The 22,094-nt window shown below is 75.9% G+C and carries 17 protein-coding genes and 1 tRNA gene; 7 read left to right on the top strand and 11 right to left on the bottom strand.

The window, feature by feature from the left end; translation table 11 throughout:
* Positions 1 to 28: 28 nt before the first annotated feature.
* The gene (locus ACFW6A_RS17770) at positions 29 to 1,840 is read right to left on the bottom strand and encodes a GTPase (protein ID WP_351842903.1); all 1,812 of its coding nucleotides are present in this window, start codon (positions 1,838 to 1,840) and stop codon (positions 29 to 31) included.
* A gap of 1 nt (position 1,841) precedes the next feature.
* Positions 1,842 to 3,464: a dynamin family protein gene (locus ACFW6A_RS17775; protein ID WP_386641393.1), complete on the bottom strand. Its 1,623-nt coding sequence runs from the start codon at positions 3,462 to 3,464 to the stop codon at positions 1,842 to 1,844.
* Between the two features lie 299 nt (positions 3,465 to 3,763).
* On the opposite strand from ACFW6A_RS17775, the gene ACFW6A_RS17780 reads away from it, so the two are divergent.
* A tRNA-Arg gene (locus tag ACFW6A_RS17780) sits at positions 3,764 to 3,836 on the top strand.
* Between the two features lie 232 nt (positions 3,837 to 4,068).
* Here ACFW6A_RS17780 and ACFW6A_RS17785 read toward each other — a convergent pair.
* The 4 genes from ACFW6A_RS17785 to ACFW6A_RS17800 form a co-directional block, all read right to left on the bottom strand.
* A complete protein-coding gene (locus ACFW6A_RS17785) occupies positions 4,069 to 4,335 on the bottom strand; it encodes a hypothetical protein (RefSeq protein ID WP_351855602.1) in 267 nt (88 codons plus the stop codon).
* A 538-nt stretch (positions 4,336 to 4,873) separates the two neighbouring features.
* On the bottom strand, positions 4,874 to 5,689 hold the full coding sequence (locus ACFW6A_RS17790; RefSeq protein WP_351855600.1) for a hypothetical protein: 816 nt from the start codon (positions 5,687 to 5,689) through the stop codon (positions 4,874 to 4,876).
* A gap of 532 nt (positions 5,690 to 6,221) precedes the next feature.
* Complete coding sequence (locus ACFW6A_RS17795) at positions 6,222 to 8,525, bottom strand: ABC transporter permease (protein ID WP_386641396.1); 2,304 nt, start codon at positions 8,523 to 8,525, stop codon at positions 6,222 to 6,224.
* Positions 8,522 to 9,232, bottom strand: a complete 711-nt coding sequence (locus ACFW6A_RS17800; RefSeq protein WP_386641399.1) for an ABC transporter ATP-binding protein — start codon at positions 9,230 to 9,232, stop codon at positions 8,522 to 8,524. Before ACFW6A_RS17800 ends, ACFW6A_RS17795 begins: the two co-directional genes overlap by 4 nt.
* Before the next feature lie 149 nt (positions 9,233 to 9,381).
* Between ACFW6A_RS17800 and ACFW6A_RS17805 the strand changes: the two genes are divergently transcribed.
* A complete protein-coding gene (locus ACFW6A_RS17805; protein ID WP_386641402.1) occupies positions 9,382 to 10,314 on the top strand; it encodes a sensor histidine kinase in 933 nt (310 codons plus the stop codon).
* The gene (locus tag ACFW6A_RS17810) at positions 10,311 to 11,048 is read left to right on the top strand and encodes a response regulator transcription factor (RefSeq protein WP_351855591.1); all 738 of its coding nucleotides are present in this window, start codon (positions 10,311 to 10,313) and stop codon (positions 11,046 to 11,048) included. The genes ACFW6A_RS17805 and ACFW6A_RS17810 overlap by 4 nt, the downstream gene beginning before the upstream one ends.
* Before the next feature lie 21 nt (positions 11,049 to 11,069).
* Here the strand turns inward: ACFW6A_RS17810 and ACFW6A_RS17815 are convergent, their stop codons facing one another.
* The gene (locus ACFW6A_RS17815) at positions 11,070 to 12,155 is read right to left on the bottom strand and encodes an ABC transporter substrate-binding protein (RefSeq protein ID WP_351855588.1); all 1,086 of its coding nucleotides are present in this window, start codon (positions 12,153 to 12,155) and stop codon (positions 11,070 to 11,072) included.
* A 289-nt stretch (positions 12,156 to 12,444) separates the two neighbouring features.
* On the bottom strand, positions 12,445 to 12,828 hold the full coding sequence (locus tag ACFW6A_RS17820) for an ArsR/SmtB family transcription factor (protein WP_386484507.1): 384 nt from the start codon (positions 12,826 to 12,828) through the stop codon (positions 12,445 to 12,447).
* A gap of 95 nt (positions 12,829 to 12,923) precedes the next feature.
* On the opposite strand from ACFW6A_RS17820, the gene ACFW6A_RS17825 reads away from it, so the two are divergent.
* From ACFW6A_RS17825 to pucL, 3 genes are all read left to right on the top strand, one after another.
* The gene (locus tag ACFW6A_RS17825; RefSeq protein ID WP_386641407.1) at positions 12,924 to 14,942 is read left to right on the top strand and encodes a heavy metal translocating P-type ATPase; all 2,019 of its coding nucleotides are present in this window, start codon (positions 12,924 to 12,926) and stop codon (positions 14,940 to 14,942) included.
* Positions 14,943 to 15,049: 107 nt separating this feature from the next.
* Positions 15,050 to 16,225 carry a winged helix DNA-binding domain-containing protein gene (locus tag ACFW6A_RS17830; protein WP_386641410.1) on the top strand — a complete coding sequence of 392 codons (1,176 nt, stop codon included), beginning with the start codon at positions 15,050 to 15,052 and terminating at the stop codon, positions 16,223 to 16,225.
* 200 nt (positions 16,226 to 16,425) lie between these two features.
* Complete coding sequence (gene pucL, locus ACFW6A_RS17835) at positions 16,426 to 17,346, top strand: factor-independent urate hydroxylase (RefSeq protein WP_351855577.1); 921 nt, start codon at positions 16,426 to 16,428, stop codon at positions 17,344 to 17,346.
* A 15-nt stretch (positions 17,347 to 17,361) separates the two neighbouring features.
* Here pucL and crcB (ACFW6A_RS17840) read toward each other — a convergent pair whose 3' ends face one another.
* Positions 17,362 to 17,709, bottom strand: a complete 348-nt coding sequence (crcB, locus tag ACFW6A_RS17840) for a fluoride efflux transporter CrcB (protein ID WP_351855575.1) — start codon at positions 17,707 to 17,709, stop codon at positions 17,362 to 17,364.
* Positions 17,706 to 18,119 (bottom strand): fluoride efflux transporter CrcB, encoded by a 414-nt coding sequence (gene crcB / locus ACFW6A_RS17845; protein ID WP_351855572.1) that lies wholly within the window; start codon positions 18,117 to 18,119, stop codon positions 17,706 to 17,708. The genes crcB (ACFW6A_RS17840) and crcB (ACFW6A_RS17845) overlap by 4 nt, the downstream gene beginning before the upstream one ends.
* Before the next feature lie 444 nt (positions 18,120 to 18,563).
* Here crcB (ACFW6A_RS17845) and ACFW6A_RS17850 point away from each other — a divergent pair, with 444 nt between their 5' ends.
* Positions 18,564 to 19,832, top strand: a complete 1,269-nt coding sequence (locus ACFW6A_RS17850; RefSeq protein WP_351855570.1) for a transposase — start codon at positions 18,564 to 18,566, stop codon at positions 19,830 to 19,832.
* A gap of 79 nt (positions 19,833 to 19,911) precedes the next feature.
* Here the strand turns inward: ACFW6A_RS17850 and ACFW6A_RS17855 are convergent, their stop codons facing one another.
* Positions 19,912 to 21,972 carry a helix-turn-helix domain-containing protein gene (locus ACFW6A_RS17855; RefSeq protein WP_351855567.1) on the bottom strand — a complete coding sequence of 687 codons (2,061 nt, stop codon included), beginning with the start codon at positions 21,970 to 21,972 and terminating at the stop codon, positions 19,912 to 19,914.
* Between the last annotated feature and the right edge of the window lie 122 nt (positions 21,973 to 22,094).

Raw genomic sequence — 22,094 nt, forward strand, 5'->3', positions numbered from 1 at the left:
TTCCGGGAACGGCCCTGCCGGGAGAGGCCTACCGGACGCGGGCCCCCGCTCGCGTCGCGCCCAGCCGCGGCGCGGCCCCGCGACCGCCGCCGCGGCCGCCCGCGCCGACGATCCGCGCCGAGGGCCGGGGGCCGGCGACCTTCGCGTACTGCTCGCGCACCTCGCGGTAGCGCAGCAGTTCGGCCGAGACGGGGTCGAGGACCCGGGCCCTGCCGCAGGCCGCGGCCGCTTCCGCGAGCTTGCGTTCGGCCTCCTGCCCGTACCGCCGGGCCGGTCCCTTCACGGCGCTCTCGCAGGCCCATTCGATCAGCGGCCCGCCGACGATCCCGCCCACCATCACCAGGACCGGGGGCAGCAGCCCCGGCTCCACGAAGCCCACGATCTGGCCGACCAGCCACAGGGCGCCGAAGAGCTGGAGCAGCGTCATCAGCGCCTGCCCGAGGACGGCGGCCGGCCACCAGGCGGGGCGGGGCGGCCGGGCGGCCGGGTCGCCGAGGTCGGCGGCCAGCTCGTCCAGCGCCTCGGGCAGCCCCTCGGCGCCGCGCGCGGCGGCCTCCCGCACGGCGTGGGCCCAGGGCGCGGGGAGCCCGTGCGAGGCCTCGTCGGCCACGATCCGCACCGCCTGCTCGACGCGCTGCCGGGCGGTCAGCTCGTCCTCGACGGGCGAGGCGAGCCGGGGGTCGGTGGAGCCGTGCGCGCGCCGGCGCTCGTACCAGCGGTGGAGCCGCAGCCAGGGCGAGCCGCAGGCGCGGATGGCGCCGCGCCGCCAGACCCGCTCGGCGGCCTCGCCGGCCGCCTGGGCGCCGACGGCGACGGCGAGCCGGCCGGCGAACTCCTCGCGGCTCCGCTCCCCGAGCCCCGTCCGCCCGTCGGCGACGTAGGCGGACCGCAGTCTGGCCGCGGCGGCGTCGATGTCGGCGGCGATGCGCCGCTCGGGCGCGGTGCGTTCCTGGACGAACCGGGCGAGGAGTTCGCGGAGTTCGGCCACGCCCTCGCCGGTGAGGGCGGAGACGGGCAGCACGGTGGCGCCGGGCTCGCCGTGCTCGCCGAGGGCCATGCCGTCCTCGTCGAGGAGCCGGCGCAGGTCGTCGAGGACGAGCTCGGCGGCCTCGGGGCCGAGCCGGTCGACCTGGTTGAGCACCACGAAGGTGACCTCGGCGTGCCCGGCGAGCGGCCGCAGGTACCGCTCGTGCAGGGCCGCGTCGGCGTACTTCTCGGGGTCCACCACCCAGATGACGGCGTCGACCAGGCCGAGCGCCCGGTCGACCTGGTCGCGGTGGGCGGTGACGGCCGAGTCGTGGTCGGGCAGGTCGATGAGGACGAGGGGCTGGAGTTCGGCGTCGGCGGCGCCGCCCGCGAGGGGCCTGCGCCGCAGCCGCCCGGGCACCCCCAGCCGGTCGAGGAGCCCGGCGGCCCCCTCCGACCAGGTGAGGGCGAGCGGCGCGGAGGTGGTCGGCCGGCGCAGCCCGGTCTCCGAGACGGACACCCCGGCGAGGGCGTTGAAGAGGGTCGACTTGCCGCTGCCGGTGGCGCCCGCGAGGGCGACGACGGTGTGCCGGGAGGAGAGCCGCTGCCGGGCGGCGGCCTCGTCCAGCACCCGTCCCGCCTCGGCGAGGGCCTCGCTCTCGACCCGCGTGCGGGAGAGCCCGACGAGCTCGTGGAGGGCGTCGAGCCGGGTCCGCAGCCCGCTGCCGTAAGTCCCCCCGAACCGCTCGGTGTCCTCGTCCCCCTCCCTTTCCGCGGCCGGCTCCTCGGGGGCGGCCCGGTCGGCGGCGCGCCGCGCGATCAGACCGTCGTCCCACGGCTTCCGGCCGTCCTTCTCCTGCGGCTTCTCCGTCACGTCACTTCTCCTTCTGCAGTACGGAGAGCGCGGCGATCAGCTCCGCCTGCGGCTCGGGGGTGACGCCCAGGGCGTCGAGGGGCGCGAGGCTCCGGTCGCGCTCGGCGTGCAGGACGCGGTCGACGTGGGCGAGGACGAGGTCGCCGCCCTTGTCGCGCAGGCGCAGCGCGGCCTGGGCGCCGAGGAGTTCGGCGAGCCGTTCGCCCGCGGGCCGGGCGCGCCGGCCGCCGAGGAGGGAGGAGGCGAGCAGGGCGGCGACGGTCTCGGCGTCGGGCAGGGCGACCCGGGCGGCGCCCCGCCCGGTCGGCTTCTCCACGCCCCGCACCTCCTCGTCGGCCAGCTCCTCCAGGACCCGCCGCCAGCGGCGCACCTCCAGCCCGATCCGCTCGGCGACCTCCCGGTCGCCGCCGGCGGGGACGGTGCGCAGGGCGGCGGCGGCCGGCTCGCGGCGGTGGACCTCGCGGATCTCCTCCTCGGCGGCGGAGACCGCGCAGTGGAGGAGGGCGGCGAGGGACTCGGTGAGCGCGTCGAGGAGTTCCTCGGCGTTGCTGTCACGGGGGTAGGCGCGCCAGCGGGCCCGCGCGTCCCCGGCGAGCACGGCGCCCTTGCCCAGGTCCTTGCGCACCCGTGCGCCCTGCCGGCGGTAGGCGGTCTCGACGGCGCCCCCGAGGCGCCCGGCGGCGGCGTACTGGGCGGCGACGGCGCCGGCCAGTTCGGGGAGGCGGGTGTCGAGCGAGTCGATGACGCCGGAGGCGGTGCGGGAGACGGCCTGCTGCCGGGCGGCCGGGTCCTGCGCGCAGTGCGCGAGCCACCCCCGGAGCGCGGCGACGGCGCTCTCGGGCAGCAGCCCGCTCCCACCGCCGGTCGACTCGGGCAGCTCGGGGATGGTGAACCTCGGTACGTCCCCGAGCCCGGCCTTGTCGAGCAGCGCCCCGTACTGCCGGGAGACCTCGCCGACGACCTGGTGCGGCACCCGGTCGAGGACGGTGACGAGGGTGGCGTCGTACTCCTTGGCGGTACGGAGCAGGTGCCAGGGCACGGCGTCGGCGTACCGGGAGGCGGTGGTGACCATCACCCAGACGTCGGCGGCGCACATCAACTCGGCGGCGAGCAGCCGGTTCTCGATGACGAGGGAGTCGATGTCGGGGGCGTCGAGCAGCGCGAGCCCGCGGGGCAGGGTGGCGGCGGTCTCGACCCGCAGCGCGTTGTCCTCGGAGTCGTCCGCCTCGGCGGCCGGGTGCTCGTCGTCGGTCTGCGGCAGCCACACCCGGGTGAGCTGCGGCAGCACCCGCAGCCCCGCGAACCAGTGGTGGTCCTCGGGGTGGCAGACCAGCACCGGCGTCCGGGTGGTCGGCCGCAGCACCCCCGCCTCGCTCACCCGCCGCCCGACGAGCGAGTTCACGAGCGTGGACTTCCCGGCCCCCGTCGACCCGCCCACCACGGCGAGCAGCGGCGCGTCCGGGTCCTTCAACCGCGGCACCAGGTAGTCGTCGAGCTGCGCCAGCAGCTCGGCCCGCGTCTGCCGGGCGCGCGGCACGTCGGGCAGGGGAAGGGGAAGACGCACGGCCGCGACTCGGTCGCGCAGGGCCGAGAGTGCGTCGATCAGCTGAGGCCGTTCGTCCAAGGTCACCACATGCGAAGAATGCCCAATTTATGAGCGTTTTTGAAGCGTATGGCGGCCCTGCGCGCCGAAGAAGGGGAGGCCACCCGGAACCCCGGGCATAACGAGTGCACAACACCCGCAGCGCGTGGCGCGAAAAGCGCTGCGCGAATCGCACCTGCCTGCGATTATCGGTTCGCTTCACCGAACCTCCACATCGTGCCACGCAGGCGAAGCACCCGGGCCAAGGCGACAGGACCCCTATCCTTGTCCCGGCAGTCCCACCCCACCCACCAGGGCCACCAGGCCCAAGGCCACCACCGGCCCCCGTAGCTCAGCGGATAGAGCAGGTGCCTTCTAAGCACTTGGCCGCAGGTTCGAGTCCTGCCGGGGGCGCACGACGAAAGACCCTCCTTCGGGAGGGTCTTTTTGCTGGTCAGGGGTGGTTTTCAGTCAGGCGAGGAGGGGTCGGCAAGGGCACCTCCGATGGCTGGATGTGTCCGGCTGGATCCGGTCAGAGGCGGTCTCTGGCGGCTGGATTTCCCGAAAACTTCCCGAAGGTTCGGGTCCGGCCGCCGCCCGCCCCGGGCCGCGCGCCCTTCGCTGCCGCCCGCTTGCCCGGTCCCTCTCAGCCTCGTGCGACTTCGAACGACAGCGGGGTACGGGCGCCCAGGCGAGCGGCGGCGTCGGCGAGGGTCTCGGCCGGCCGGCCGATCGCGTCGCACGACCACTCGGCGAGTTCGCCGTGGAGGGGCGGGCCGTTTTGGAAGTCGTCGTGGAACGGCGGGGGTGGGGCGCGGTCCCCGTCGGCGCCCTCCGCGCCCCCGCAGCGGAACACGTCCTGGTCCAGGGCCGCGAGGTCACCGGCCGGTTGTCGCGCGACCGTGGAGATCACGGGGTCGCGCCCGCTGTCGATGCCGGCCCGTACCGCGGTCCGGGCCCCCGGATCACGCTCGCCGAACCAGTGCCGGGTGCCCGGGGAGGGTACGGGCGCGTAGGGCGGGGGCGAGGCCTTGGAGGGGCAGGAGGATCCGCACCGCCGACAGGCGGACCGTGCCGATGCGGGCCACCGTGCCCACGGCACAGCGCAGGAACGGCTGGACGGGAAGCGGGCGGTCGGCCGCCGGCGTGCTGCACCCGACCCGGAACCGGGCGACGGGTTCGGAAGCGGCCGCGGCACGGGGGCACCCCAGCCGGCGTCGTTCATGCCCCACAGGCCCGGTGCCGTGGACGCGCGGCTTTCGGGAGGAACGCCTGGCTGCGGGGTGGCGTCCGGCGTGGACAACTGGCCCTCCTCCGCTCCGGTCTCCGCGGCCCCGCCCTCATGCCAGGGAGCCGGAAGGTTCCCCTGCCGCAACCGGCACGCGACGGTCCTTCCCCTCATGGGCTGCTCGGCGGTGGGGCCGGGCTCGGTGTTCGGGGCGTCCTCGTGGTCAGGCGGTGCGGCGGTCGCCCCGGTCGTCGCAGGGGAGGCGCCGGTCGGGGTGGTCTTCGGCGTAGTCCTCGCCGATGTCGTCCACGGTGTCCTCCATGACCGCGCTGGAGATGTGGATCTGCCCGGAGAACGGCCGGTCGATGTCCTCGATGAGGAGCAGGGAACCGGTGAACAGGCCGGTCAGGACGCACAGCAGCACGAGGTGCGAGGGGCCGCGACGGGCCGGCAGCCCGAACGCGAAGGCGCCGATGGTGGCGGCGAGGGCGACGACCATGAACCAGTAGACGACCGGCGGGATCGCCGGGGCGGCCTCGGCCAGCCGGGCCTGACGGGCCACGGAGCGCTCGTCGTCGGCCGCGACCAGCAGGTCCAGGGTGGCGTCGTCGCTGCGGGCGAGCGCCTTGAAGTGGCGGCGGAAGTCCGAGGACCAGACGGACGCCTGGGGGGCCTTCTCGCCGTTCCTGTCCATCTGCGGCCACTCGTACGCGAGGATCGCGCGGGCGTAGCAGACGGCGTCGGCCTGGATGTGCCCCCGGTGGGGCTCCGGGGCGTAGTCGGCCACCTCGTAGAGCTGGTCCACCCGGTGGGCCTCGGCCCCGACCGCCTGGCCGGCCGAGCCGAACGACTCCGCGGCCAGGACGATGACGAAGGCCACGAGGAGGACGGCGAGCGTCTCCAGCGGGCTCACGAGGTCGCTGACGGACGCCTCTTCGTCGTCCCCCTGCGGGGACGCGCGCCGGCGCCGGTAGCGGTTCGCCGCCAGCCCGAAGGCGAGCGCGGCGGCCATCGCCGCGATGGTGATGATCGTCAACATGCCCAGGCCCCAGACAGAAGGTCGGTCGTCTCCGGCCACCCCCGCCCACCAGCCGATCACGCCGGAAACGCTCCGTCGGGAAGGACGCGCCCGCGATGCTCCATGTGGCCCAGGGGCGTCGCGAGGACGTCGGCGGGACCGGTGGCGCGGCGCGCACCATCCTCGCCGCCCTCGTCGCGCTCCCCCGTCCGCCGGGTGCTTTCCGAACACGTGGGCGCAGGTTCGGGTCCTGCCGGGGCGCATGGCGAGACCCCTCCTTCGGGAGGGGCCTTCTGCCGGTCGGGAGCGGAGCCGTACGGGCGGGGGGAGCCGTACGGGCGGGGGGAGCCGTACGGGCGAGGGGCGGAGCCGTACGAGCGAGGGGCGGAGCCGTACGAGCGAGGGGCGGAGCCGTACGAGCGAGGGGCGGAGCCGTACGAGCGAGGGGGCGAGCCGTACCGGCGGGGGCGAGCCGTACCGGCGGGAGCGAGCCGTACCGGCGGGAGCGAGCCGTACCGGCGGGGGCGGGCCGTACGGGCGGGGGCCGGGGTTCCTACTCGTTGTGCAGGACCTTGGCGATGGTCAGGCGTGCTGCCGAGCGGGCCGGGAGGAGGGCGCCCAGGACGGCGATGGCCACGCCCGCGAGGGCCAGTGCCGCCAGTTGGGGGAGGTGGTAGACGTCCTTCATGGACTCGGGGAAGGCGATGAAGCCGACGTGGTCCACCAGCAGGCGGTGGGCGGCGATGCCGAGCGGAATGCCGGCCAGTCCGGCGACCAGGCCGGGGCCGGCCACCGAGGTCACCGTCATCAGGACGACCTGGCGGGGGGTCATCCCGATCGACTTGAGCATGCCGAGGTCGCGCCGGCGTTCCCGGGTGTTCAGGAGCACGGTGTTGAAGACGCCGAGCGCGGCGACGGCCGACAGCAGCACGGTGAACACGGTGGCGAACCCGACCACGGTGGTGGTGGCCGCGTTGCCCGGTTCCCTCAGTTCCGGGTGCAGGCCCGGGTCGATCGCGGCGACGGCCGTCCGGGCGGCCTTCGCGTCGGCGGCGGGGGCGAGGCGGACCAGGTACTCGATCGGCTCCGCCCGCGGGGCGAGGAGGTCCCGCGCCCGCCAGGTGGCTTCCAGCGCCTGGGCGTTGCCCTGCGCCAGCATGCCGACGAAGGTGACGTCCAGCCGGCGTCCCTCCAGCTGGAGCGTGGTCCGGTCGCCGACCGCGAGGCCGTGCTGGGCGAGGAAGGACGGCCCGGCCGCCACCTCCCCCGGCCCGGTCGGCCGGTGTCCCCGGACGACCGGTTCGGCGGAGTCGGCGCGGTCCCCGCGGTAGAAGTCGACGAAGACCGTGCCGCCCGCGCCGGCCAGGCTCGCCTTGGTGAACGCGCGGGCGGTCACCGTCGCCACCCCGGGCACCGCCCGCAGGCGCCGCTCGATCTCGGCGTCGCCGAGCACCGGCGGCGTCTGGCCTCCGGCTTCGGAACCCACCCCCACCTGGAGGGTGCCGCCCTCCCCCTTCCCGGTCTCGCCGTACGCGAGCACGGTGCCGGTCAGGCCGGTGGTCAGGGTGACCGTGGTGACGCCGAGGGCGACGGCCGCCATGGTCAGCAGGGCGCGTCCCGGCCGGGCGAACGGCTGGCCCATGCCGAGGCTGAGCGCCCGCGGCAGCCGGGTGCCGCTGAGGCGGCGCTGCACCCGCAGGCCGCGCCGGGTGCCGGGCGCGCTGCCGGCGGAGATCGCCCGGGCCGCGGGCAGCCGGTGGGCGCGCAGGGCGGGGACCAGCGCGGTGAGCAGGACGAGCGTCGGCAGGCCGAGCAGGCAGACCACGAAGAGCCACGGGCCGGCCTCGACCGACGCGGTGCCGGTCTCGATGCCGGAGAAGGCGATGCCCAGGACCGGCCGGGAGATCAGGGCGCCGACGAGGGTGCCGAGCACCGTGCCGAGCACGGTGGGCACGGAGAGCATCGCCAGGTAGACCGCGACCACCTGGTTCGGGGTGAAGCCGATGGCCTTGAGGACTCCGATGTGCCGGTAGCCCGAGACGACCGCGCCGCTGACGACGTTGCCGACGATGAGCACCGAGACCAGCAGGCCGAGCACGCCGAAGAGCGTCATGAAGGGCAGATAGCCCTCCGCCTGCGCGGAGAAGGCCCGCTTGAGCGTGAAGTAGTCCTGCGTGCCGGTCACCGCGCCGGCGGGCAGGCCGGCCGTGACCCGGTCGACGTCGTCCCGCAGCCGCTCCTCGGAGCCGGCCTCCGTGAACCGGTAGAGCATCTGGGCGGAGGCCGGGTGGAGGGCCCGGGCCTGCTCGGGGGTGACCCACGCGTTCGCGGACTTGCTCATGGAGACGGCGAAGCCGACCACGGTGAGCGGCGGCGCGCCCGGGGACCGCAGCTCCCGGCCCAGCCACTCGGGGTTCGGCCCCCCGCCGACCGGCCAGTTCAGGACGAGTTCGCCGGGGCCGGTGGCCCACCGGCCGGTCAGCAGCTCCAGCCGGTCCACCGGTCCCGCCGGGTCGGCCCGGCCCACCACGGTGAGGGCGCCGGGTCCCATCCAGAGCCAGTCCTCGGGGATCGTCACCACCGCCTGGGCGAACGGCCCGGCGGCGGCCTCGACCCCGGCCCGGCGGGCGGTCGCGCCGAGCCGCTCGTCCGAGACCTTCGCGGAGTCGAAGGCGACCGTCGCGTGCGCGCCGCGCTGCTGGGCGAAGGCCCGGTCGAAGGGGCCGGAGGCGGCGCTCAGCAGGGACAGGGCGAGCAGCACCGTCACCGAGGAGCAGAGGACGACGAGACCGATCACGAAGGTCTGCACCCGCCGGCGCTTCACCGCGGCGCGCGAGGCGCTCCACACCGCGCTCATGCGAGCCGCTCCAGGGTGCTCTGGCGGGCCACCCGGCCGTCGGCGACCTCGACCAGGCGGCTCGCGCAGCGGGTGGCCAGCTGCGGGTCGTGGGTGACGATCAGCAGGGTCTGGCCGATCTGGTTGAGGTCGATCAGCAGGTCCATCACCTGCTCGCCCGACCGGCTGTCCAGCGCACCGGTCGGCTCGTCGGCCAGCAGGAGGGCCGGACGGTTCATCAGGGCCCGTGCCACCGCGACCCGTTGGCGCTCGCCGCCGCTGAGCGCGGCCGGGTAGGTGTTCCTGCGGTCCGCGACGCCGAGCTCGTCCAGGAGTTCCAGGGCGCGGCGGCGGGCCTGCCGGGCGGAGGTGCCGGTCAGCTGGGCGGCCAGCGCGACGTTGTCCAGGGCCGGCAGGTCGTCGATCAGGTTGAAGAACTGGAAGATCATGCCGACCTGCCGGCGCCGGAACAGCGCCAGTCCGGTCTCGTTCAGCCGTCCGAGGTCCTCGCCGTTGACGTGTACGGTCCCCGTGGTCGGGCGGTCGAGGCCGGCCACCATGTTGAGCAGGGTGGACTTGCCGCAGCCGGAGGGACCCATCACCGCGACCGCCTCGCCGGCGCGGATCTCCAGGTCCAGCCCGTCCAGTGCCTTGGTGTCGCCGTACTCCTTGTGCACGCCGTCCAGCCGGACGACGACCTGTCCCGCTCGCTCGTGGTCTGTGGTCATGGCCCGAATCTAGGAGCGGCCGGGCGGCCGGATCGTCCCCCGCCGGATGTAACTCCCGGGCGCGGCCGCCGGCGGGTCATCCCGTGGATGTACGGGGGCGGTCCCGCGGGAGGAGGCTGCCGCCCGGGTCGGGTGCGATGCTTACGGGCATGGGGGATTCCGGGACCGGCCTGCTGGCCGTCGCGCTGCTCGTGTCGCTCGCCGCGACCGGGGTGCTCGCCGCCGCACTCGTCAGGACGGGCCGCCGCCACCGCGCGGCCCTGGAGGAACGCGGCTGGCTGCTGGAGCGGGAACGGGAGGCCGCGGCCGCCACGGCGGTGGACGCCGAACGGGCCAGGATCGCGGCCGAACTGCACGACGTCGTCAGCCACAACGTGAGCCTGATGGTCGTTCAGGCGAGCGCGGCGCGCGAGGTGCTGGCCACCCTGCCCGACGAGGCGGCGGCGGCGATGGGCGCCGTCGAGGCGGCCGGCCGGGACGCGATGACCGAGCTGCGCCACCTGCTCGGCCTGCTCGCCCCCGCCCAGAACGGCGAGGACGGAGCGTACGGCCGGGAGACCGACCTCGCCCCGCAGCCGAGCCTGAGCCGGCTCAGCGCGCTGATCGACCGGATCTCCTTCGCCGGCCTGCCGGTCGAGGTGCGGATCTCCGGGGAACCGCGCCCGCTGCCGGTCGGGATCGACGTCACGGCGTACCGGATCATCCAGGAGGCACTGACCAATGCGCTCAAACACGGCGTCGGGGCGAAGGCGGAGGTGACCGTGCGGTACACGGAGCACTGGCTGCGGGTCGAGGTGCTGAACAGCGGTCCGAGCGTCCTGTTCGCGGACCGGTCCCCCATGGGCCGGCCCCCCGCGGACGACTTGCCGAAACCCGCGGACGACCGGACCCTCGCGGGTGACCGGTCCCTCGCGGCCGACCGGACCTTCGCCGACGGCCGGTCGAGGCCTGCGGGTGGCGCCGGCCGCGGCCTGATCGGCCTGCGCGAGCGCCTCGCGGTCTACGGCGGCGACCTGGACGCCCGGCGCCGGCTCGGCGGCGGATACCGCGTCCGCGCCCGGATCCCGCTGGACCGGCCGTGACGGCCCCCACCACGCCCGCGTCCGCACCCGAGGAGCGGGCCCTGCGGGTGGTCGTCGCCGACGACCAGGAGCTGGTCCGCACCGGCTTCCGGCTGATCCTGACCGCCCGTGGCATCGACGTGGTCGGCGAGGCGTCCGACGGCGCCGAGGCGGTCGAGCTGGTCGGCGCGCTGCGGCCGGACGTCGCCCTGCTGGACATCCGGATGCCCGGCATGGACGGCCTGGAGGCCGCCCGCCGCATCCTCGACCGGTCACCGGAGTGCCGGGTGATCATGCTGACCACCTTCGACCTCGACCACTACGTCTACGCCGCCCTCGCCGCGGGCGCCAGCGGCTTCCTGCTCAAGGACGTCACGGCGGCCCACCTGGCCGCCGCGGTACGGCTGGTGGACACCGGCGACGCGCTGCTCGCCCCGTCGATCACCCGACGGCTGGTCGAGCGCTTCGCCTCGGGCGACGGCCCCGCCCCGGCGGGGACCGGCGGCCGGGCCGCCCCGGCTCGCGCCGTGCACCGCGACCTCGCCCCCCTGACACCGCGCGAGCTGGAGGTGCTCACCCTGATGGGCCGTGGCCTCTCCAACGCCGAGCTCGCCCTGGAACTGACGCTGAGCGAGGCCACCGTGAAGACCCACGTGGCCCGGATCTTCGCCAAGCTCTCGCTGCGCGACCGGGCCCAGGCGGTCGTGCTCGCCTACGAGACGGCCCTCGTGCAGCCGGGGGAACCCGCCGGCTGACCCGTCCGCGCCGGCCGGGGGTCAGGCCGTGTGGAGGGTGCGGAAGCGGGCGGGGGCGGCGGGGTCCCGGTCGGCCACCTGGAGCGGGGGGTCGGTCCACTGCCACACGGGGGAGCCCTCGGGGCGGGAGAAACGGATCTTCCCCCGGGTGCCTTCCACGACCACGTGCGGCCAGGAGCCGGCGACGGCCTGGCGGTCGGGGCCGTGGGAGCGGAGGGCCTCGGCGAGGACGGTGACCGTGTCGTGGCCCTCGAAGGCCACGAAGGAGGGCTCCGCGCCCAGCCGTTCGCGGAGGGCAGCCGCCACCCGGGCGCCGAGGGGGGTCGGGACGGCGGGGAGGTAGCGCAGGAAGGGGACCGCGGCGCCGTCGTCGCCCAGGAGTTCCGCCCACCCGGCGAACTCCGGCTGGCCGGCCGGCGCGCCGATCAGGAGTCCCGCGAGCCGGGGGTCCCGGCGTACGGCCCTGACCAGCGGGACCGCCGGGTCCGGGAAGCCGGTCAGGAGGAGCAGCGCCGTCGCGTCCCCGGCGGCCAGCGCGTCGCGGAGCGCCTCGGGGGGCAGGGCGCGGGCGTCGAGTTCGGTGACGGTGCCGCCGTGCGGGGCCAGGTGTGCGCGGAGGACGCGGGTGCCGGCCGCCCAGTAGGCGCTCGGCTCGGTGGCCACCGCCACGCGGGTGCGGCCGGCGGCGAGGAGGAGGTCCGCGTAGGCGCGCCAGCCGCGGGACTGGGGCGGGGCGAGCCGTGCGACCCGGTCCGTCGGCCGCTCGGCGAGCGCGTCGATCACGGCCGAGGAGCAGAGGAAGGGCAGCCCGAGGGCGTCGGCCCTGGCGGCCGCGGCACGGGCGACGACGCTGTGGTACTCCCCCGCCAGGGCGACCGCGCCGAGGCCGGCGAGTTCGTCCACGGCCGCCTCGGCCCGGTGCGGGTCGCCCGCGGTGTCCCTGACCAGGAGTTCGAGGGGCCTTCCGCCGATCCCGCCGGTCGCGCCGACCTCCTCGGCGGCCAGTTCGAGACCGGCGAGCAGGTGCCGTCCGGCCTCCGTCCAGCCTGGGCGGCTCAGCGGGGCGAGGGCGCCGATCCGGACGGGGGGCGAGGGCGGTGCGCTCATGGGCGGGAGCTCCCGTGGGGTGGTTCGGGCGGTACGTACGGTTCCACCCCATTCTTCGTACGCCGCCGGGCGCGCGGCCCCGCGCCGCGCCGGGCCCCGCCGCCCGATCGGACGGCCTGACCGAACCGCCCGGCCGAACCACGCGGTCACACCACCCGGCCGAACCACGCGGTCACACCACCCGGCCGAACCACGCGGTCACACCACCCGGCCGAACCACGCGGTCACACCGCCCGATCAGGCAGCCCGGTCAGGCAGCCCGATCAGGCCAGTCCGGTCGAACCCCCGGTCAGGCCCCCCGGTCCGCCGGGGGTTCCGCGGCGTTGTCGCGGACGCCGAGGCGGAGGTGTTCCACGTGGTAGAGCGCCTGGTCGAGGAGTTCGGCGACGTGGTTGTCGTAGAGCGCGTAGACGATCGAGCGGCCGTGGCGCTCGCCGGTGACCAGGCCGAGGTTGCGCAGCAGGCGCAACTGGTGGGAGCAGGCGGAGGGTTCCATCCCGACGGCCTCGGCGAGGTCGCCGACCGCGCAGGGGCCTTCCTGGAGCCTGGCGAGGATGTACAGGCGGGACGGGGTGGCGAGGGCCTGGAGGGTGGCGGCGACGTCGGCGGTGCCGACGGCGTCGAGCCGCTCGCGGGGGGTGGCGGCGGTGGCGGCGTCGATTCCGTGGCCCATGGGAGCCATCATACGGATGACACATGAATAGGTGTTCAGGTGTTCCGTTATGGTGAAGGGGTCGATGCCGCCTGCCCGCGAAGGGTCGCCCCGTCATGCCTTCCTCCCTGGATCGGCGCCCCGTCCCCGCACCGGACGGCTCCCGCCCCGCCCCCTCCCCGGACCCCGGACCCGTCCCCGCCCCCTCCCCCCGCCGCACGCGCGCGTACGCCCTGCCCGAGGTGCGGTGGGCGGCGGCGGCGCTGGGGCTGTTCCTCCTCGCCCTCCCCCCGTACCTGCTCGGCGGCCCGGCCTGGCTGTGGGGGACGCTCTTCGCCGCCGCCTACGCCACCGGCGGCTGGGAGCCGGGCCGGGAGGGGCTCAAGGCGCTGCGGGAGCGGACGCTCGACGTGGACCTGCTGATGGTCGTCGCCGCGCTCGGCGCCGCCGCGATCGGCGAGGTCCTGGACGGCGCGCTCCTCATCGTCATCTTCGCGACCTCCGGAGCCCTGGAGGCGGTCGCGACCGCGCGGACCGCGGACTCGGTGCGCGGACTGCTCGACCTGGCGCCCGCCACCGCCACCCGGCTGCTCGCGGACGGCTCGGAGGAGACCGTCGACGCGGGGCTGCTCGCGGTCGGGGACACCGTCCTGGTGCGGCCCGGGGAGCGGGTCGGCGCGGACGGGCGGGTCGTCGGCGGGGCGAGCGAGGTCGACCAGGCGACGATCACCGGCGAGCCGCTGCCGGTGGCCAAGGAGACGGGCGACGAGGTGTTCGCCGGGACCGTCAACGGCACCGGCGCCCTGCGGGTGCGCGTCGGGCGCGACCCCTCGGACTCGGTGATCGCCCGGATCGTGCGGATGGTCGAGGAGGCGTCGCGGACCAAGGCGCCCACGCAGCTCTTCATCGAGAAGGTCGAGCAGCGGTACTCGGTCTCCATGGTCCTCGCGACCCTGGCCGTCTTCGGCGTCCCCCTCGCCTTCGGCGACGACCTGACGTCCGCGCTGCTGCGGGCGATGACCTTCATGATCGTCGCCTCGCCCTGCGCGGTGGTCCTCTCCACCATGCCGCCGCTGCTGTCCGCGATCGCCAACGCCGGCCGGCACGGCGTCCTGGCCAAGTCCGCCGTGGTCATGGAGCGCCTGGGGCAGGTCGACGCCGTCGCGCTCGACAAGACCGGCACCCTCACCGAGGGCACCCCGCGCCTCACCGACGTCCGCCCGCTGCCCGGCGGCGGACTGGACGCCGACGCCCTGCTCCGGCTCGCCGCCTCGGCCGAACACCCCAGCGAGCACCCGCTGGCCCGTGCCGTCGTCGGCGCCGCCCGGGAACGCGGCCTCGCCCTGGCCCCCGCCGACGGCTTCGCCGCCGCGCCCGGGCGGGGCGTCACCGCCACCGTGGGGGGCCGGCGGGTCGAGATCGGCTCCCCCGCCCGCCTGCTGCCCGACGGCGACCACGCGCGCGTGGCGCCCGGACACGACCACGCGCGCGTGGTGCGGGAGCTGGAGGAGGCGGGGAGCACCGCGGTGCTCGTGCTGTGCGACGGGAGGCCCGTGGGAGTCCTCGGCGTCGCCGACCGGCTCCGTCCCGACGCCGCCGCGACCGTCGCCGCGCTCACCCGGCTGACCGGCCGCGCCCCGACCCTGCTGACAGGCGACAACGAGCGGGCCGCGCGGCGGGTGGCCGGGCGGGTCGGCATCACCGACGTGCGCGCCGGGCTGCTGCCCGAGGAGAAGGTGGCGGCCGTGCGGGCCTGGGAGGCGGAGGGCCGCCGGGTGCTGGTCGTCGGCGACGGCGTGAACGACGCCCCGGCACTGGCCGCCGCCCACTGCGGGGTCGCGATGGGCCGGGCCGGTTCCGACCTGGCCCTGGAAACCGCCGACGCCGTCGTCGTACGCGACGAGCTGGCCGCCGTCCCCGCGGTCGTCGCCCTCTCCCGGGCCGCGCACCGGCTGGTCGTCCAGAACCTGGTGATCGCGGGCGCGTTCATCGCGGTCCTCGTCGCCTGGGACCTGTGCGGGACCCTGCCGCTGCCCCTGGGCGTGGCCGGCCACGAGGGCTCCACCGTCCTGGTGGGCCTCAACGGCCTGCGGCTGCTCCGCTCGTCGGCGTGGCCCCGCCCGGCGGGGAGCTGAGGACCGCCGCCGGCCCGGTCACCGCACACGGCTCCCCCCGAGGCCGCGCGCGGTGACCGCCCCCGGCGCGGGGCCCGTTGTCGGTCCCCCGCGCCACAATCGGAGCCATGACCGCGACCGCTCCCCCGCCCGCCCTCACCGCCCGCGCGCTCAACCGGGCCACGCTCACCCGCCAGTCGCTGCTCGCCCGGCAGCCGGTCGCCGTCGAGGAGGCGGTGCGGCGGGCGGTGGCGCTCCAGGCGCAGCAGCCGGGCTCGCCGTACGTGGCGCTGTGGAACCGGGTGGCGGGCTTCGACCCGGCCGACCTCGACGCGGCGATCGAGGGCTTCCGGCTGGTCCGTTCGACGCTGATGCGGATCACCCTGCACCTCGTGCACGCCGACGACTACCGCCCCTTCCGGGAGGCGGTGGAGCCGACGCTGCGCGGGAGCCGGCTGCGCGACCGGCGGTTCACCGGCACCGGGATCACGCCGGACGGCGCCGACGCGCTGCTGCCCCGGCTGCTCGCGTACGCGGACCGTTCCCGTACGGGCGAGGAACTGCGGCTGCGGGCGGAGGAGTTGTGGGGCGGCGGGAGCCTCACCCCGGCGGCCGGCCGGATGCTGCGGCAGTACGCGCCGCTGTGGCACGTGCCGAGCGGCCCGCCCTGGCAGTACGCCGCCTCCCCCGGTTTCGTCGCCTCGGGGCCCGCGCCGGTGCCGACGGCCCCGGAGGCGGCGGCCGGGGGTCTGGAGGTGCTCGCCGCCCGCTATCTCGCGGGCTTCGGCCCCGCGTCGGCGGCGGATCTCGGCCAGTTCGGCCTGGTGCAGCGCGGCCGGGCCCGCGCGGCGCTCGACGCGCTGGTCGCGAAGGGCGCGGCGGAGGTCCTGGCCGGCCCGGACGGCACGGTGCTGTACGACCTGCCGGGGGCGGCCCGCCCGGACGGGGAGGTGCCGGCGCCGCCGCGGCTGATGGCGATGTGGGACAGCACCCTCCTCGCGTACGCCGACCGCGGCCGGATCGTCCCCGCCGCGTACCGCCGGCACGTCATACGGGTCAACGGCGACGTGCTGCCGACGCTGCTGGTCGACGGGTACGTGGCGGGGGTCTGGCGGCCCGTCGAGGGCGGGATCGAGGCGGCCGCCTTCCACCCGCTGCCGGCCGGCGAGTGGGCCGGGCTCGCGGCCGAGGCGGCGTCGCTGGGGAGGCTGCTCGCCGACCGCGACCCGCGGGTCTACGGCCGCTACGACCACTGGTGGGCGAAGGGCCTGCCGGCCGCCGAGACCCGGCTGTTGCCCCGCTGACCTCGCCCTCCCCCATTGCCAGTGGCCGGGAAGGCCCTTATCTTCGAGCCACGACCTACGGACCGGGATGCTCGTCAGTCCCGGGGCGGTCCGCCGTTCACGGACCGGACGGCGGGGGGCGCACGACCGCGGGACGCGGGCGCGCCGGACGCCGGGCGTACGGGATATCCGTATCCGCGTACCCGCAGGAGCTGAACCGCATGAGCAAGCACGTCCTGGCCCAGAACCAGTACGGCAAGGCCGAGAACCGCATCGTCCGCATCGCCCGCAGGGGCGGCGAGGACGGCGCCTGGCACGAGATCCGCGACCTGAACGTGTCGGTGGCGCTGCGCGGCGAGTACCGCGACGTCCACCTGACCGGCGACAACGGCAACTGCCTGCCGACCGACACCACCAAGAACACGGTCTACGCCTTCGCCAAGGAGCACGGCGTCGCCTCCCCCGAGGCCTTCGCGATCCTCCTCGCCAAGCACTTCGTGACCTCCCAGGAGGTGATCCGGGAGGCGCAGATCCGCGTCGAGGAGTTCGCCTGGGAGCGGATCCCGGTCCCGACCCGCAAGGAGCAGCACTCCTTCGTCCGCCAGGGCCAGGAGGTGCGCACGGCCCAGGTCACGTACAGCGAGACCACCGGTCTGCAGGTGCTGTCCGGCCTGAAGGAGCTGACCGTGATGAACTCGACCAACTCCGAGTTCCACGGCTTCATCAAGGACGAGTACACGACGCTCCAGGAGGCGTACGACCGGATCCTGGCCACCAAGGTCACCGCCCGCTGGGCGAACTCGGCCACGGCGGCCGCGGACCCGGAGCACGACTGGGACCGCTCCTACCGGAAGGCCCGCCGCCACATGCTGGAGGCGTTCGCGGAGACGTACAGCTACTCGCTCCAGCAGACCCTGCACGCGATGGCCTGCCGGGTCCTCGACCACGTGCCGACGGTCAACGAGGTCCGGCTCAACCTGCCGAACAAGCACCACTTCCTGGTGGACCTGGAGCCCTTCGGCCTGAAGAACGACAACGAGGTGTACTTCGCGGCCGACCGCATGTACGGCCTCATCGAGGGCACCGTCCACCGCGACGGCGTCCAGCCGGTGATCGCCACCTCGGACTGGATCACCGCCTAGCCGCGGGCGGCCGGGTCAGGCCGCCGCCGCCACGCCGAGCCAGGCGGCTCCGAGGCCGGCGGCCAGACTGACCAGCACGTAGAGGACGGCGCGGCCCTTCGCGCCGTCCTCGTACAGCTTCAGCGTCTCGTACGAGAACGTCGAGTACGTGGTGAGGGCGCCGCACAGGCCGGTGCCGAGGAGCAGCTGGGCGTTGGCCGAGGCCAGGCCCGTCACCAGGCCGAGGACCAGGGAGCCGGAGACGTTCACGGCGAGGGTGCCCCAGGGGAAGCCCGGGCCGAAGCGGCCCTTGGCCGCGAGGTCCGCGAAGTACCGCAGGGGCGCCCCGACGGCGGCGCCGGCGACGACGAGCAGCCAGTTCACGCGCCCTCCGTCCGCCGGCGCGCGAGGCTCCGCGTCAGGGCGGCCCCGGCCCAGACGGCGGCCAGGGCGGCGAGGAGCGTCCCGGCGAAGTAGCACAGCCCCCGGACCGGGTGACCGGTGCTCAGCAGCCGCTGGGTGTCCACCGCGTACGTGGAGAAGGTGGTGAAGCCGCCGCAGACCCCGGTGCCGAGGAAGGGCCGCAGCAGGTCGGGGGCGGTGCGGAACTCGGTGAGCAGCACCATGAGGACGCCGAGCAGGGCGCAGCCCGCCGCGTTCACGAGGAGGACCGTCCAGGGGAACCCGCCGGCCGGAACGGGCCACAGGAGCGTGGCGCCGTAGCGCGCGGCAGCGCCGATCGCGCCGCCGGCGGAGACCGCCAGGGCGACCGGCAGCTGACCGCGCACATCCACGGCCCCAGGGTACGGGGGGCCGTCGGAGCGAGGCGCACGGGCGCGGTTCCGGCCTGGGGCATTAACCGGATCCCGCCCGTGTCGCCTCGCTCCGCGATGGTCCGGCGACGGAGCGCGACGGGTCAAAGCGCGTCCGGTGAGTCTGTCAGCTCCTCCCCGGGGGTGTGGCCGGACCACCACCCTGGGCCTTCGGGGGTGGTTCCGGGGCACTCCCGGGGCACTCCCGGGGTGCTCCCGGGGTGCTCCCGGGGTGTTCCGGGCGGCCTTCGTGGCCCCGCCGGAGGGGTGAGAGGCCCAGGTCAGGGGCGGGACGGTGGTCCGGCCACCATCCGACGGCCGTTTCGGGTGCCGGGTCCACCTCGTCGGGACGCGGGTGGACGGGAGACGGTGAAGGGGCAGCGGAAGCCGGCTGCGCAACCCTCGGGCAGGACGGGCAGGAGTGTCGTGAGTACATCCGTCGCAATCAAGCGCGGGACGGCCGCCGTGGCCGTCCCCCCGACCGTGCCGCGCCCCCGGGTCCGCGCCGTGCCCCGGGCCGCCGCGCCCCGCCCCGGCGAGGACGTCTACACCGAGCTGACCTCCGCGCTCTTCTCCGGCTTCGCCCGCCGCGACCAGCGGCTGAAGGCGGAGCAGTACCTGCACGGGCTGCTGACCGCGCAGGGCCGCAAGTCGATCCGGAACATCGCCGCGCAGATCGGCGGGCCGGCCGCCGAGCAGAGCCTGCACCACTTCATCTCCAGCTCCACCTGGGACTGGCAGCCGATGCGGGCCGCCCTCGGGCGGTTCCTGGAGCGCGGCGGGCACCCGCAGGCGTGGGTCGTGCGGCCGATGCCGATCCCGAAGGCCGGGGAGCACTCGGTGGGCGTGGACCGGCGCTTCGACCCCGAGCGCGGACAGGTCTTCCAGGGCCAGCAGGCGTTCGGCGTGTGGTTCGCCGGCGAGGAGCTGAGCGCGCCGGTCAACTGGCGGCTGTTCCTGCCGGACCCGTGGGTGAAGGACCGCACGCGGCGCGACCGCGCGGAGGTCCCCGTCGAGGCCGGCGAGGAGACGCTGGAGGAGTGCGCGGTCGCGGCCGCCCTCGACACCGCCCGCTGGACCGACATCACCCGCAAGCCGGTGCTCCTGGACATCCGGGGCGGCGCGGGCCGGGCGGCGCTGACCCGGCTCGCCGCGGCCGGGGTGCCGGTGGTGGCGCGGATCGGGGCCGGCTCGCGGCTGGCCATCGCCGACCGCTCGCTGCCCGGTTTCGGCGCGGGCCCGCTGCCCGCCGCGCAGATCCTGGAGTCCCTGAAGGGGCTGCGCCGGCCGGTGAGCTGGGTGGACACGGTGGGCGGCGCGCGGACCTCGCGGACCTCGCTGGCCACCGCCGTGCGGGTCGCGCTGCCCTCCCCCGGCGGGGAGCGGATGCGGCCGCTGATGCTCCTCGGCGAGTGGGACGACCCGCGCCGGGGCCCGGCCCGGGTGTGGATCAGCGATCTGACGCAGGCGACGGTCGGTTCGCTGCTGCGGCTGACGAAGCTCGCGCAGCGGGTGGACCGGGACTTCGCCGCGGTCGGCGAGGAGGCAGGACTGCGGGACTTCGTGGGCCGCTCGTACCGGGGCTGGCACCGGCACATCACGCTGGCCTCGGCCGCGCACACGGTCACGGTGCTCGGCTCGGCGTGGGACGCGACGGGCTCGACGGGTTACGGCACGCGCCGCGCGGCCGGCTGACGCCCGGCGGATCACCCCGGCCCGCCTCCCGCCGGTCCCGGGTCCGCGCCGGCGGACCGCCGGCGCGGGGCGGCCGGGTTCAGTCGGCCGGGCCCGCCGGGGGGCGGGCCGGGGCGGTGGCGGCGCGGCGGCGGGTCAGCACCTCGCGGGTGCGCTGGAGCCGCAGGGCGAGCTGGACCTCCAGGACCTGGCCGGGCTTCTGCCACTCGGGGCCGAGGAGTTCGCCGATCCGCTCCAGGCGGCGGGAGACGGTGTTGGGGTGGACGTGCAGGGCCTCGGCCGCGTTGGTGGGGCTGGCGCCGGAGGCGAAGTACGCCTCCAGGGTGCGGGTGAGGTCGGTGAGCCGCTCGGCGTCGTAGTCGAGGACGGGCCCGATCGCGTTCTCCACGAAGCCGTCCACGTCGTGGTCGTCGGAGAGCAGCATGCCGAGGAAGCCGAGGTCGGCGACGGCCGCGGCGGAGCCCGTACCGCCGAGGGCGCTCATCGCGTCCAGGCAGCGCAGCGCCTCCGCGTACAGCGGCCCGACCGCGTCGGGGCTGCCGCCGGGTCCCGCGGCGGCGACGGAGACCGGGTGGCCGAGGAGCGGGGTGAGTTCCTCGGAGACGGCGGACGCTGCGGCGGAGGCGTCCACCCCGGGGAGCAGCAGCACGACGCAGCCGCCCTGCACGGTCTTGAGGCCGGAGAGCCGGTAGGCGTACGAGGACGCCCAGACCACGGCCCTGCCCTGCTCGCCGCCCTCGGGGCGGGCGACCACGAGGACGTGCGGCTTGCGGAGGTCCACGCCGAGGCGCCGGGCGCGCCGGGCGCTCTGCTGCGGGGCGTGCGGCGGGTCGGCGATGAGGTCGTCGAGGAGTTCGTCGCGGACGGGGCCCTCGGCGACGGCGGTGGAGCGCTGCATGAGGAGGAGCAGGGCGACGGACTGGGCGACGAGTTCGAGGAGCCGTTCGTCCTCGTCGGTGAGGCCGCCCTCGGCGCGGACCACCAGTCCGCCGAGGTCCTCGGAGCCGGCGATGACGGGGGCGACCCAGACGGATTCGGCGGCGAGGACCGGCCGGCGCAGCGCGTGGGCGTCGAGGGAGGCCTTGGCGACGGCTTCCTCGTCGAGGCCGGGGAAGTCGCCGCTGGCGGCGAGGCGGCGGCCGCCGGGGTCGCGGACCATGACGGTGGCGTCGAGGGCGTCGCCCGCGGCCTTGGCGACGTGCGGGAGGTCGCCGCCGGCCAGGACCAGGTTCATGATCCGGCCGTGGGCCTCGCTGACGTGCCGCATCCGGGTGAGGCTGGTGCGCACGCGCGCGCTGTCCCGCTCCAGTTCGAGGAGTTCGGCGCGGGTGCGGTCGAGGAGTCCGGCCTTCTCGACGGCGAGGGCGGCCAGGTCGGCGAGGGCGCCGAGCAGGGCGATCTCCTGGGGGGTGTGCTCGCGGACCCGGCGGTCGGCGCCGAAGAGGGCGCCGATGACGGAGTCGCCGCTGCGCAGCGGGACGGCGACGATGGCGCGGAGCCCTTCGGCGCGGACGGCCTCGTCGCCGGGGTCGACCGCGCCGAAGGTCTCCGCGCCGTCGGGGGCGGCGGCCGGGTCGGGGACCTCGCCGCCGGTGAACCGCTCGTCGGCGGGGTAGTCGGGGGTCCAGACGGGTTCGCCGGTGCGGTGGACGATGCCGCCGAGGCAGTTGCCGGCGCCGATGCGCAGTCCGACGCAGAGCCCCGGGCCGGTGGGGCCGCCGGTGTCGCCGCCGGTGCGGGATCCCTCGGTGACGCGGATGTAGCAGGCGCCCTCGGGGCCGCGCAGGGTCACGTACGCCATGTCGAGGCCGAGGAGGCGGCGGGCGCGGCGGGTGACGACCCTGAGCAGGCCGTCCAGGTCGTAGCTGAGCGTCAGGTCGCGGGCGGTGTCGGTGAGTACGGCGAGGGAGGCGCCGCTGCGGGCGGCCAGCGACCGGTCGTCGGCGCGCTCGTCGTGGACCGAGCGGGCGAGGGCGACGGCCCGCTCCAGCCGGGCGAGTCCGGTCGCGTCGAGTCCGGCGAGCCGGGCCTCGTCGAGGAGGGTCTCGAACTGGCCGGGCAGGCCCTGTCCCGCGAGCAGCTCCAGGACGGCGAGCAGCGCGTCGGCGCCCGCGTCCCCGTCCGCGCCGTGCGTGTCCATGGCCCCCACCCCCGTAGTCGAGCTTAAATCGGGCACCTCGGAGGAAACCCGTCCTCACGGCCGAAACTAATTCGGTCCCGGAAGCGGGTCAACGGTGACGTGCGGCACTTCATTCCCCGCGG

The sequence above is a fragment of the Streptomyces sp. NPDC058758 genome (genome assembly GCF_042746075.1).
In the GTDB taxonomy this organism is placed as follows: Bacteria; Actinomycetota; Actinomycetes; order Streptomycetales; family Streptomycetaceae; genus Streptomyces.